This is a genomic window from Yoonia sp. R2331 (assembly GCF_041103235.1).
Classification (GTDB): domain Bacteria; phylum Pseudomonadota; class Alphaproteobacteria; order Rhodobacterales; family Rhodobacteraceae; genus CANMYO01.
This window is the reverse complement of sequence record NZ_JBGCUN010000001.1, coordinates 283,152-295,364: the sequence shown is the minus strand read 5'-3', so window position 1 is coordinate 295,364 and position 12,213 is coordinate 283,152. Positions and strand designations below refer to the sequence as shown.

Here is a 12,213-nt window from a genome sequence, read left to right as displayed (position 1 = left end):
CTAGCGGGCGCTATTCGCCCTGATCCCTATATGGGTCAGAGAGGCCCATATTGCCAAGTATCTGTGATTCCAACCCCTCCATCAGGGTGGCATCCGCGTCACGCTCGTGGTCATAGCCCAAAAGGTGTAATGTCCCGTGAACGATCAGATGGGTGACGTGATCGGCCATCGGTTTGCCGGCTGCGGCTGCCTCTGCTGCGCAAGTGTCGTAGGCGATGGCGATATCACCCAGTTCGGGTTCAGTCGGGTCAGGTGGCAAAGGGGTTTCGCCTGCGGCGGCCACACCGCGTTCGACGGACGGCCACGACAGCACGTTGGTCGGCTGCGGTTTGCCGCGAAAATCCGCGTTCAGCGTGGCGATCCGGGCATCGTCGCAGGCCATCAGGCTGATATCCCAGACGGTCGGTTCCAGCCCCACACCTTCAAGTGCGGCCGCAACGGCGGCCTTGGCCAGCGGTTCCAGTTCAAATGCAGCCCAGCGTGTGTCCTCGATCAGGCAATCGACAGTCACTTCGCCTCTTCCGCCTCGTAGGCTTCGATAATTGCGGCGACCAGTGGGTGGCGCACAACATCCTTTGAGGTGAAGTAGTTAAAGCTGATCTTGGGGATGGATTTCAGCAGCCGTTCCGCATCCCACAGCCCCGAAGACACGCCGCGTGGCAAATCAATCTGGGTGCGGTCCCCGGTGATGACCATGCGCGAGCCTTCACCCAAACGGGTCAGGAACATCTTCATTTGCATCGACGTGGCGTTCTGCGCCTCGTCCAGTACCACAAAGGCATTCGACAGCGTCCGCCCGCGCATGAAGGCCAGCGGCGCGATTTCGATCCGTTTTTCTTCGATCAGTTTAGCGGCCTGTTTGCCCGGCAAAAAGTCGTTCAGCGCGTCATAAAGCGGCTGCATATAAGGATCGACCTTGTCCTTCATGTCACCCGGCAGATAGCCCAGCTTTTCGCCCGCCTCGACCGCCGGACGCGACAGAATGATCCGGTCCACATGGCCAGAAATGAACATGTTCACGCCCACCGCCACCGCAAGATAGGTCTTGCCAGTGCCCGCAGGGCCGATGCCAAAGGCCAGTTCATTGTCAAACAGGCTGCGCACGTAGGCCTTTTGCGCCTCTGTGCGGGGTTCGACCAGTTTCTTGCGGGTCTTGATCTCGATCCGGTCGGCGTTGCCGCCTTTGAACAGTTCTTTCTGGTCGCCCGGCTCGGTCGGGTTTTCGGGGCCGGGGTTGCCCATGCGGAATTCGCGGTCGATGTCGCCGGGTTCCAACGTCTTGCCTGCTTCCAACCTTTGGTAAAGCGCGCGCAGCACCTCGGCGGCTTCTGTCCGGGGGCCTTCCTCGCCCACAATGGCAAGCTGATTACCGCGCCGCAAAATCTGCACGCCGGTTTGCGTTTCTATGGTGGCCAGATTGCGGTCATGTTCACCGCAGAGGTCGATCAACAAGAAGTTGTCGGGAAATTCCAGCAAGGTTTCCGAAATGTCGTCAGCGGGGGGAAGGGCGGTTGTCGCCAATCAAATCTCCTGATCACAAAGTGGCTGATTCCAATGGTGGCAAGGCGCTGTGGCAGACGCAAGGGACAGCGTGGTAAATGTCACGAGATTGAGACGAAAAAGGGCCGCAACGTGATGTTGCGGCCCCTTCGTGATTGGTTTTCCGGCAACCCTTAAAGCGGGTCGGGAATGTTGGTGCCCTGACGGAACGGGCCGGTCGCAATGTTCGGCGGCGCGATGCCGGAACAGACCGGGCGGCCATCGGGTGTCAGACGCTCTGACAGGTAACCTTCGATGCCGTCGTCGATGATCCAGTGGTCACAGCCGTTGGGGTCAACCCAGATACCGGCCACGAGGGTCGACAGGTTCTTGGCGTCGGTGCCGGCGTCAACAAAACGTTCAGCGCCGGTACGGTTGCCGCCTTCGATGCCAGCGATGCTGACCAGCTGTTCAGCACAGCCAGAGACGGACAGGCCGGCAACCAGAAGGGCGGAGATTTTCAATGCAGTCATCGTGCCGCTCCTTATTTAATGCAGTAGATTTCAACGCGACGGTTCTGCGCGTAGGCAGCCGCCGAATGACCTTCGGCGCGCGGACGACGCTCGCCAAAGCCGCGCACATCCACAACCCGCTTGCCAGCCGCTTGGGCGATGCCCGCGACCATGTTGGCGCGGCGCTCTGACAGGCGCATGTTGTATTCATCCGATGCGTTGGCGTCGGTGTGCCCGTAGATCAGGAACCCAAAGGCGTCGGCCTGATTGAAGAAGTCCATCAGCTGCGCCTTGGCATGGGCCGGGATCCACGGTTCGTCATTGGCAAACAGCGTATCGGTCGGGATCACGCCGCAGATTTCGCTGCGGTGGCAGACCGGGCTGCCGTCACGGTTGCGGTGCGGGGACATATAGCCTTCAAAGCCGTCGTCCATCACCCAGTGTTCGCAGCCATCGGGGTCAATCCAGATGGTTGGCGTATATTCTTCACCTTCGATGACACGCTGTTCTTGCGCCGTGGCTGGTCCAGCGACCATGCCAAGCACGAGAGCAGCGGCCAAGGCTGACTTTGCTTTTTGAAATGTTGATGCCACGGCTTTCACCCCTTGATTTTTGCAGCGCGCCACACACTGCGCGCGTTTGGCCCTACTTAGCGGAAATTTCCGTAACCTTAGCAAGGTATATGCCCGAGAAAAGACATATTTACCATATATTGTGTACGCACCGGCAACAATTGGTGCTGAATGGGTTGATTGGGTGACCTTAGGTAACGAAATGTACCGAAAATGGGGCAAACCGGGTGTGATCAGCCCATTTCGCTGATCAGCACCCCTTTGAGGGAGTTCGGGCTCGACTGTGTGATTCTGACCGGCACAACCTGACCCAGAACACTATCCGGTGCGTCCGCATAGACCGCGTGCAAATAGTCTGATTTTCCAATCATTTGCCCCGGCTCGCGCCCCGCCTTTTCAAATAAGACCTTCACATCGCGCCCGACCATCGTCTCTTGCACGGCCTGTTGTTGGCTGCGCAGCAAGGCTTGCAGGTCTTGCAGGCGGGCGTTCATCACATCCTCTGGCAGTTGCGGTTTTTCAGCCGCAGGCGTGCCGGGACGGGTGGAGTATTTGAATGAATAGGCCTGACCGTAATTGACCTGACGGATCAGGTCCATCGTGTCGGCAAAGTCCTGATCGGTCTCACCGGGGAAGCCCACGATAAAATCGCCCGACAGCAGGATATCAGGCCGCGCGGCGCGAATGCGTTCGATCAGGCGGATATAGCTTTCGGCCGTATGCTTGCGGTTCATCGCCTTGAGGATGCGGTCAGAGCCTGATTGCACCGGCAGATGCAGATAGGGCATCAGCTTGTCGCAAGTGCCATGCGCCTCGATCAGCGCGTCGTCCATGTCATTGGGATGGCTGGTGGTAAAGCGGATGCGCTCCAGCCCGTCGACCTTGTCCAGCGCCCAGATCAGCCCCGCAAGCCCACCTTCGTGCCCGTGATAGGCGTTCACGTTCTGGCCCAGCAGCGTGATTTCACGCACGCCTGCCGCGACCAGTTCCTGCGCCTCGCGGATAACGCGGTCAGCGGGGCGGCTGACCTCTGCCCCGCGGGTATAGGGGACCACGCAAAAGGCGCAGAACTTGTCACAGCCTTCCTGCACGGTCAAAAACGCCGTCGGACCACGCTTGGCCTTGGCCCGTGTCTTGAGCGTTTCGAACTTGTCATCCTCTGGGAAATCGGTGTCGAGCGCCTTTTTGCCCTTTGCCACAGCTTCTTCCATCGCGGGCAGACGGTGATAGCTTTGCGGGCCAACGACCAGATCGACAAGCGGCTGGCGGCGCATGATCTCTTCACCCTCCGCTTGCGCGACGCAGCCCGCAACACCGATCTTCAGGTCCGGCTTTTCAGCTTTCAACCCCTTGAAGCGCCCCAGCTCTGAATAGACCTTTTCCGCAGCCTTTTCGCGGATGTGGCAGGTGTTCAGCAGGATCATGTCCGCGTCATCGGGGGTCTGGGTTTCGACATACCCCTGCCCGCCCAGCGCCTCTGACATGCGTTCGCTGTCATAGACGTTCATTTGACAGCCGTAGGTTTTGATAAACAGTTTCTTAGGGGCGGACATGGTTTTTTCCATTACGCTGGGGGATGATCGCGCGGGTTCTATCCGGGGCGGCGCGCACTTGCAATGACACCCAAACCGCGCGACCTTGCGCAAAACACGAACGACAGACAGCAGCAGATGATCTTTGACAGCCTTCAGGCATTTTCACGCGGTAGCAAAGCGGCCCTTGGCAAAGGGGCGGTTGCGGTGATCCTGCTGGAAGACGAGGTCGAGATTGACAGCACCGTGCGGCACCATCTGGACATGGGCTTTGGCACGGTCGTGGTCGCAGGGGCCGGCGATATCATGCTGGATGATGCGCTTGGCGATCAGGTGGTCCGGGTGCATCACAACATGATGGAAGACGCCGCACTGGAAGACGTGGTCAACACCGTCATCAAGGCGGTTCCGGGCCGCTGGGTCTATTACGGCTACAACAGCGAATACCTGTTCTTTCCGTTTTGCGAACACCGGACCATTGGCGAGATGCTGGCCTTTGCCACCGAAGAACGGCGCGATTCCGTGCTGACCTATGTGGTCGACCTTTATGCGGGTGATCTGGGCGCGCATCCCGATGCCGTGTCGCTGGATGACGCGCATCTGGACAAATCCGGCTACTACGCGCTGGCCCGCCGCGACAACCGCGGCACCGTGCAGGAACGGCAGTTGGATTTCTTTGGTGGCCTGCGCTGGCGGTACGAGGAACATGTGCCCTACACCCGCCGCCGGATCGACCGGATTGGCCTGTTTCGGGCCCGACCGGGGCTCAAGCTTTTGGCGGACCACACGCTGAATGATCCCGAATACAATACCTACGCCTGCCCCTGGCATCATTCGTTGACCGCATCGGTCTGTTCATTCCGTACCGCCAAGGCGCTAAAGCGTAATCCGGGCAGCGGCTATCAGATCGACAGCTTTCAGTGGCGCAATTCCACGCAGTTTTCGTGGCATTCGCAGCAGTTGATGGATCTGGGGCTGATGGAACCGGGGCAATGGTTCTGACGCGTCACTCGACCAGTTCAGCATCCCACGTCCGCGCACGCGAGATGGTGCAATAGGGCCAATCCTCTGGCCGTTTGACCAAGCCTTCGCTGACCGCGGCATGCCAGATCATCGCCTCGTATTCGTCTAACTCGCCCTGGGCCAGAACCGGCACTTCCCAATAGCGGCGCTGCCACAGCCCATTGGTGACCGCGCGGCGCGGCACTTGGGCATGGCGCGCAAAGGTGGTTTTTATCATCTTCCAGCGCTTGCCATAATCATCGTCGCCGGGCGGCAACGTCCAGATCGTGTGCATTCTGTTGGGCAAGACCACACTTGACCCGATATGAAACGGCATCTGCTGGCGGCAAGCCCGCACCGCCTGACGCAGCAGGTCGACCTGACTGATCAGCAGCTTCGACGTCGGATCCTTCAGGCGAACCGTAAAGAAATACGTGGCACCAGGCACCAAAAGGGGGCGTAGCTGAGACATATCTCAGCTTCACTCGGACTTCGTAAAGAAATGGTTAACGCATTTTGCGGTTCTGTTAACCTTTTGCGCGCAGCGCGCTTAGGTGCGGCGCAACCGGATGACAACGTCCACGCTGGCAATCTCTGCCCCCGCAGGGGTGCCGGGCAGACGGGCGATTTCCAGCTCTTCGGCCGGGGCATCTGTCAGCTCTGCTGTGTCTTCCCAGTAGAAATGCGGGTGATCGCTCATGTTGGTGTCGAAGTAACTTTTTGACCCGTCCACAGTGATCTCGCGCACCAGACCCGCATCACAGAAGGCCCGCAGGGTGTTGTAGACTGTGGCAAGCGACACTTTCTCATCCGTGCGGGTTGCCGCATCAAACAAGCTTTCGGCGGTGACATGACGGTCCTGCCCGTCGCCAACAAGCAAAGCAGCCAGCGTCACACGCTGCCGCGTCGGGCGCACATCCGCAGATGCCAGCCATGCGGCACCGTTGCGGGTTTTGTCATCTGTCAGAACGAAATCCTTCATAATGTCCCCAATATCGGGAATTTGATCCAATAATCAACGCATATGTCAGTGATCATCGCCGCCAAGATCATCCCAGATGTCCTGCACCCAGCCCTTGATCACCTGCGCCTCGTGCCAGCGATTGGACATTTCCCGCCCATCCGGTCCAGTCATGGCGTATTCCGGCGGGCCAAGTTCACACACGAAAATGCAATCGCCAGAGGCGTTGCGCGCACGCCAATCGGCGAGGCCCTCGCGCCACCAGCCCTTGAACAGGTCCACCCACTTTTGGTGCTGCGGAAAGTCCAGTTGCAACTGAATCTGCTGACGGCTGGCGACGCGGCCCTGAAAACTGTCAGACCGCTGCAAGACCCTGCTGATCAGCCCCATGTCGTGGTCGGACAGGGGGAACCAGAACTCACGATCCACCACATAGTGGCTTAGATCAGCGCAAATGCGCATATCGGGGATGCGGTCCAGCAGTTGCAGCGTGGTGTATAGGTCGTTGGTGATGCAGTTGCGGTGCGTTTCAAACTGGACCGGCACGCCGATCCGGTCGGACATCTGCATCCATGTCTTAATGACCGGCACCATGTCATCCAGCGCAATCGGCATCACCTGCCCGATGATATCCACAAACGGCGCGCCAAAATCGCGCGCCATATGCAGCGTGTCTTCCATGCTGTCGATGGTCTTGGGAAAGGCCACGATCAGCGGCGTCAACCCCTGGGCTTCCATGTGCGGACGCAACTGATGGGCCACCGCGACATCTGCCGCGCCCAGATCAATCGCCATCCCGTCAAAGCCCGCGGCTGCGACCATTTCACACACCTGATCGTAGGGCAGTTTCACCCCCGTTGGGTCATGCGGCTGCATCGCCCAGAGCGAGGTGTAGACCTGCAGCCGCCTCATTCAGCGGCGATCCGCGCGGTGCGTCCACCGCTGACCGGTACAATCCAGACCTCGTTCATCGGATATTGGCTTTCATCCTTGGCCCGCAGTTTCTTGATCACTTCGATCTGAAACTCGATCCAGCCCATACGGTGGACCGCACCCGCCTGTGCCTCGATCTTGGCGTTCAGCTCACGTAGTTTCCAGAACGGAACGGCAGGAAAAGTGTGATGCGCGGTGTGATAGGGCATCTGCCAGCATAGCCACTTGATGAACGGTCCCGCACGGGTGCTGCGGGTGTTTTCAAGGATGTCGCTTTCGTGGCTGAGCCCCAGATGTTCGATGGTGTTCTGCAACTGATGGATCGGCTTGGTCAGCACCATCGGCACGATCCAGAACGTCAGCGCCGCCCATGACCCCAACCACACCGACACCAGTGCGATCAGCGCATAGCCAAGCAGATGCAACCGGCTTTCGCGGATGACCTTGGCTTCTTCTTCGGCGCGGATATAGGGCTCGACAATAATCCCCCTCGCGCGTCGGATGATGCCAAATACGCGGTTGCGCCAATAGGTCACCCCGCTCAGCCACAACAGATAGGTGGTCAGCGTGTAAGGTTCGCGCACCAACTCGCCATCGCGTTCCCAGTCTTGCGTGTACTGGTGGTGGGCAAAATGCATGATCTGATCGTAGTCGCGCGGGAACATCTGCACAAAGCCGATCACCCGCCCCCACCATTCATTCAGCCGCCGCGTCTGGAACACGGTGGCATGGCTCAACTCGTGCTGCGCGGCATAGGTAAAGTTCAGCAAGACACCCAGCGCCAGCCCGGTCAACACAACCCACCATGTGTCAAGCGCCACCGCATGCAGCATCGCGACAACGGCAATCGCGCCCAGATGGCTGCCCATCTGCTGCCAACCTTTGGCATCTGACCTTGCGGTCAAGGCCCGCAACTCCGGCGGGCTCAGCAATTGGCGGCGTGAAAATTCTGCGTCCATATCAATCTCCCGCTTCAAAGCGTAAACCTGCGCGTGGGCGTTGCGCAAACCCCATCTTCTTCTGGCCAAAAATATCCCCGCCGGAGGCTCCCCCGGGCTTCAACCAGTCCGCAACCTGCAAGAGCGCGGACCCTGCGCCACCGGGCCCCAAATTTTTGAAAAATTTGGCGGCGCCCAAAGTCACCGACACTGCCCATGATCCCCTGCCCTTGCCCCGCCAATCCCCCTAGTGGTAGTGGTCGACAAAGCGCAAACAACAAGAAAGCCCGATCATATGGCTGATTTCCCCACCAGTTTTGACAAAGAAGGCCTGCTGGCCTGTGCCCGTGGCGAACTTTTCGGCCCCGGCAACGCGCAACTTCCTGCGCCACCAATGCTGATGATGGACCGGATCACCGACATTTCAGGCGACGGCGGCGCACATGGCAAAGGCCATGTGGTGGCGGAATTCGATATCACACCCGATCTGTGGTTCTTTGACTGCCACTTCCCGGGCAATCCGATCATGCCCGGCTGCCTTGGTCTTGATGGCCTGTGGCAGCTGACCGGTTTCAACCTTGGCTGGCGCGGCTGGCAAGGGCGCGGTTACGCGCTGGGCGTGGGCGAGGTCAAACTGACTGGCATGGTCCGCCCCGGCCGCAAGATGCTGACCTACAAGATCGACTTTACCAAAGCCCTCCAAACCCGTCGCCTGACCATGGGCGTGGCCGATGGCATCGTCGAGGCGGACGGTGAAGTGATCTATCAGGTCAAGGACATGAAAGTGGCGCTGTCAGAATCCTGACAGGCCCCGGGGCTGCGTCACAGCGCGTCGTCCCAGCCAAAGAACGATCCTTTCACCTCGTCCGCCTTCATACTGCGGTATAGGCCAAGGGCCGCTGCATTGTCGTGCTCGGTTCCCAGCCAGACACCTTCGCACCCCCGTTTGCGTGCCAGATCAATCAAGGCCTGCGTCACACGGGTCCCGATCCCGCGCCGCTGATAGGCGTCGCGCGTGCCAATTTCATTGATGAACATCGCCGGCGCTTTATCAGGGTGCAGCAACACCGTGCCCGTGGCCATGGCCACCGCCAGATCGCCCTCAAACGCCAGCACACATACATGCATCGGGTTGTCCAGAAATGCGCGGGCCTGATCGGCGCGCATCGGCGCGTCAAACAAACCCGGTGTCACGGCCATCAGCAGTTCAAAGTCATCTGGACCCAAAACCCGAAGCGTGATTGTGTCCATTTCAAATTCCTCCTGCGCGGACATTATCATGAAACTCACCGACCTCGACATCATCGTCACGGCACCGCCCGCACCGGGCTGGGGCGGACGCTACTGGATCCTTGTGAAAGTGACCACAGACACCGGGATCACCGGTTGGGGCGAATGCTATGCCAGCAGCGTGGGCCCTGATGCGATGACCCATGTCATCCGCGATGTCTTTGCCCGGCACATGGCCAACCAGAACCCCGAAGACATTGAGCTGATGTTCCGCCGCGCCTATTCCGCAGGCTTTACGCAGCGCCCGGACCTGACCGTCATGGGCGCATGGTCGGGGCTGGAAATCGCCTGTTGGGACATCCTTGGCAAGGACCGCGACCGGCCTGTACACGCGCTGATCGGCGGGCGTCTGAACGACCGGATCCGCGCTTATACCTACCTTTATCCCAAAGACGACCACCCTTTGCCCGCCTTCTGGGCCTCGCCCGAGATGGCCGCCGAAAGCGCTGTGGCCTGTGTTGAGGCGGGTTATTCGGCCGTGAAATTCGACCCCGCGGGCCCCTACACGATCCGCGCAGGGCACATGCCGTCGATGTACGACATCTCGACCTCGGTCGCCTTCTGCCGCGCAATCCGAGAGGCGGTTGGCGACCGCGCGGACCTGCTTTTTGGCACCCATGGGCAATTTTCGACCGGCGGGGCGATCCGCATGGGTCAGGCGTTAGAGCCCTTCTCGCCGCTCTGGTACGAAGAACCCTGCCCGCCCGACACCGACCTGACGACCGTGGCCGATCAGGTGCGCATCCCCGTCGCCACCGGCGAGCGTCTGACCACCAAGGCGGAGTTTGCAGCCGCACTGCGCCAAGGTGTCAGCATCCTGCAACCAGCGCTGGGGCGCTCGGGCGGCATCTGGGAAACCAAGAAGATCGCTGCAATCGCCGAAGTTCACAACGCCCAGATGGCCCCGCACCTTTACGCCGGTCCCGTCGAATGGGCCGCCAACGTGCAGCTTGCCGCGGCGATCCCCAACATCCTGATGGCCGAGACCATCGAAACCCCGTTCCACGCGGCGCTGATCAAGAACACGCTGACGGTCGAGGATGGCTATATCCCCGTCCCCACGGCCCCCGGTCTGGGCATCGAGGTGGACGAGGCGCTGGCGCGGGCGCATCCCTACACCGGCGACGGGCTGCATTTGCAGATGCAGGAAGACCCGATCGACTATCACGCCGTGAACAACTTTGCCGGTGGCGCACCGGTCAAGCGCGATCAGGACTGACCCAGCGCCACAACCCGAACCCCACCCACCTTTGCGGCATGGCTGGCGCAGCAGGGCACCGCATCCTCATAGCCATGTGGCAGCGGCGGAATGACCCGGCCGTGCACGCCCGCAAGGTGGTAAACGGCCACGCCCTTGTCCGTCATCAGCTGCACGTCGCGGCGTGACGGGCAGGGAAAGACCTCATTCAAAACCACCAGCCCGGGCCACATCTGCGGGATGTAGGCGCGGATCGCCCCTTTGCGGGCGATGTCCACCAACAGGCAGGGCTTGCCCTGAAGGGCGATGGGCAGGGCCTGCACCCCGCTGCGCGGATCGACCGGGTGCGCGGTATAACCATCTGCCGTCAGGGCCGCGCAGACCGCGCGCCCGATCCGGCCCGCGCCACCCAGCACAATCACATCCCGCGCGCCGCAGTCGGGCAGCGCCTTGGCAAGAACCTCTTCCACCGCTTGCGCGACTGCCGCGACAACCACGGGGCGGGAATCGTGCACCGCAAGCGCGTTACTTTGGGACAGAATACCCGGCAGGATGCCTGCCATGTTGACCGTTTCGACCCGCATCAGTTGCGCAATGCGCGCGACCCGCCGCTGCAAGCGCAGAAACTGCACGGCATTGGCCGGGTCCATAAATTCGGCCTCTGTCACAGGCGACGCCAACACCACCCCCCAGCGGCCATCCTGATACAACACACCGATTGGCGAAGGCCGCCAGCGAAACAGCGCGACCGTGCCCGGTGGCGCATAGCTGTCGATGAACTTTGTTGACCCCGCATAGCAATAGAACACCGACGCCCAGGTGCCGCGCCTGCGGTTCCAGACGCCGATGGCCCAATAGGTCACCCCAGTCAGACTGAGCACCGCTAGGACAAAAACTGCCGCCTTGATGGCCACACGCCGCATATCAATTCCCATCGCTCTATAAATCGCTCAAATGCGCGAACCTTCGGCAATCAGCGCCCGCCCCGCAAGTCAGGCATTCCCGCCCAACTTTCTTTTGAACAAAAATATGCCCGCCGGAGGCTCCTGCCCTTTCCAGCGCCCCTGCCCTCGCCTATGACTGAACCACGTTCAACATCAGGCACCCCATATGGCCCGCAAAACCGAAGCCCGCCGCACCGAACTGCGCGACAAACTGATCGACGCCGCAGAGCAGATCATCACGACCCACGGGACGAACGCCATCAAGGCGCGTGATCTTGCGGGGATGGCGGGTTGCTCAGTCGGGGCGATCTACAACGTCTTTCACGATCTCAATGCGTTGATTATGGCGGTGAATGGTCGCACGTTCCGCCGCTTGGGCGCGCATGTCTCGGGCGCGCTGGCCGGACAAGACATCGCCCCGCAAAACCAGCTAATCATCATGGGCCATGCCTATCTGGGCTTTGCGGCCAGCAACACACTGGCGTGGCGTGCGCTTTTTGATCTGCAAATGTCAACAGAGATGACGGTGCCCGATTGGTATCTGGCTGAACTGGGTCAGGTGTTTCAGCTGATCGCCGGCCCCTTGCGCGATATCTTCCCCGATTGGGACGACAACAAGATTGATCTGATGACCCGCGCCTTGTTCTCCTCCGTGCACGGGATCGTGTCCCTTGGGCTTGAACGGCGCATCTCTGGCGTCCCGATGGAACGCATCGAAGATATGATTGCCGTGGTCCTGACAAATATCACTTCGGAACAAACTGTTTCCTGAACGCCGTTCATTTTTTTCTTGAACATCGTTCACGCTTTCCTATATGCAATTCATGAACAGCGTTCACGAAAGGATATGAG

General features: G+C 60.1%; 15 protein-coding genes. 4 read left to right on the top strand and 11 right to left on the bottom strand.

The window, feature by feature from the left end:
• Positions 1 to 10: 10 nt before the first annotated feature.
• From ybeY to miaB, 5 genes are all read right to left on the bottom strand, one after another.
• Positions 11 to 511, bottom strand: a complete 501-nt coding sequence (gene ybeY, locus AB3Y40_RS01515; RefSeq protein ID WP_369437037.1) for an rRNA maturation RNase YbeY — start codon at positions 509 to 511, stop codon at positions 11 to 13.
• Complete coding sequence (locus AB3Y40_RS01510; protein ID WP_369437036.1) at positions 508 to 1,521, bottom strand: PhoH family protein; 1,014 nt, start codon at positions 1,519 to 1,521, stop codon at positions 508 to 510. Before AB3Y40_RS01510 ends, ybeY begins: the two co-directional genes overlap by 4 nt.
• Positions 1,522 to 1,673: 152 nt before the next feature.
• On the bottom strand, positions 1,674 to 2,012 hold the full coding sequence (locus tag AB3Y40_RS01505) for a hypothetical protein (protein WP_369437035.1): 339 nt from the start codon (positions 2,010 to 2,012) through the stop codon (positions 1,674 to 1,676).
• 11 nt (positions 2,013 to 2,023) lie between these two features.
• Entirely contained in the window at positions 2,024 to 2,584 is a 561-nt protein-coding gene (locus AB3Y40_RS01500; RefSeq protein ID WP_459553958.1) for an OmpA family protein, read from the bottom strand.
• A 212-nt stretch (positions 2,585 to 2,796) separates the two neighbouring features.
• Complete coding sequence (gene miaB / locus AB3Y40_RS01495; protein ID WP_369437034.1) at positions 2,797 to 4,116, bottom strand: tRNA (N6-isopentenyl adenosine(37)-C2)-methylthiotransferase MiaB; 1,320 nt, start codon at positions 4,114 to 4,116, stop codon at positions 2,797 to 2,799.
• Positions 4,117 to 4,233: 117 nt separating this feature from the next.
• Between miaB and AB3Y40_RS01490 the strand changes: the two genes are divergently transcribed.
• Positions 4,234 to 5,097 (top strand): hypothetical protein, encoded by an 864-nt coding sequence (locus AB3Y40_RS01490; protein WP_369439580.1) that lies wholly within the window; start codon positions 4,234 to 4,236, stop codon positions 5,095 to 5,097.
• Positions 5,098 to 5,101: 4 nt separating this feature from the next.
• On the opposite strand, the gene AB3Y40_RS01485 is transcribed toward AB3Y40_RS01490, so the two are convergent.
• The 4 genes from AB3Y40_RS01485 to AB3Y40_RS01470 form a co-directional block, all read right to left on the bottom strand.
• Complete coding sequence (locus AB3Y40_RS01485) at positions 5,102 to 5,569, bottom strand: REP-associated tyrosine transposase (protein ID WP_369437033.1); 468 nt, start codon at positions 5,567 to 5,569, stop codon at positions 5,102 to 5,104.
• 78 nt (positions 5,570 to 5,647) lie between these two features.
• On the bottom strand, positions 5,648 to 6,079 hold the full coding sequence (gene irr / locus AB3Y40_RS01480) for a Fur family transcriptional regulator Irr (RefSeq protein ID WP_369437032.1): 432 nt from the start codon (positions 6,077 to 6,079) through the stop codon (positions 5,648 to 5,650).
• A gap of 45 nt (positions 6,080 to 6,124) precedes the next feature.
• Entirely contained in the window at positions 6,125 to 6,970 is an 846-nt protein-coding gene (locus AB3Y40_RS01475; RefSeq protein WP_369437031.1) for a sugar phosphate isomerase/epimerase family protein, read from the bottom strand.
• Positions 6,967 to 7,950: a fatty acid desaturase gene (locus AB3Y40_RS01470; RefSeq protein ID WP_369437030.1), complete on the bottom strand. Its 984-nt coding sequence runs from the start codon at positions 7,948 to 7,950 to the stop codon at positions 6,967 to 6,969. The genes AB3Y40_RS01475 and AB3Y40_RS01470 overlap by 4 nt, the downstream gene beginning before the upstream one ends.
• 274 nt (positions 7,951 to 8,224) lie before the next feature.
• Here AB3Y40_RS01470 and fabA point away from each other — a divergent pair, with 274 nt between their 5' ends.
• Positions 8,225 to 8,734 (top strand): bifunctional 3-hydroxydecanoyl-ACP dehydratase/trans-2-decenoyl-ACP isomerase, encoded by a 510-nt coding sequence (gene fabA / locus AB3Y40_RS01465; RefSeq protein WP_369437029.1) that lies wholly within the window; start codon positions 8,225 to 8,227, stop codon positions 8,732 to 8,734.
• Between the two features lie 17 nt (positions 8,735 to 8,751).
• On the opposite strand, the gene AB3Y40_RS01460 is transcribed toward fabA, so the two are convergent.
• Entirely contained in the window at positions 8,752 to 9,180 is a 429-nt protein-coding gene (locus AB3Y40_RS01460; RefSeq protein WP_369437028.1) for a GNAT family N-acetyltransferase, read from the bottom strand.
• Positions 9,181 to 9,208: 28 nt separating this feature from the next.
• On the opposite strand from AB3Y40_RS01460, the gene AB3Y40_RS01455 reads away from it, so the two are divergent.
• Complete coding sequence (locus AB3Y40_RS01455) at positions 9,209 to 10,438, top strand: mandelate racemase/muconate lactonizing enzyme family protein (protein WP_369437027.1); 1,230 nt, start codon at positions 9,209 to 9,211, stop codon at positions 10,436 to 10,438.
• On the opposite strand, the gene AB3Y40_RS01450 is transcribed toward AB3Y40_RS01455, so the two are convergent.
• Positions 10,429 to 11,340, bottom strand: coding sequence for a hypothetical protein (locus AB3Y40_RS01450; protein WP_369437026.1), 912 nt, complete (start codon positions 11,338 to 11,340; stop codon positions 10,429 to 10,431). The genes AB3Y40_RS01455 and AB3Y40_RS01450 overlap by 10 nt on opposite strands.
• A 187-nt stretch (positions 11,341 to 11,527) precedes the next feature.
• On the opposite strand from AB3Y40_RS01450, the gene AB3Y40_RS01445 reads away from it, so the two are divergent.
• Positions 11,528 to 12,133, top strand: a complete 606-nt coding sequence (locus AB3Y40_RS01445; protein ID WP_369437025.1) for a TetR/AcrR family transcriptional regulator — start codon at positions 11,528 to 11,530, stop codon at positions 12,131 to 12,133.
• Positions 12,134 to 12,213: the final 80 nt, after the last annotated feature.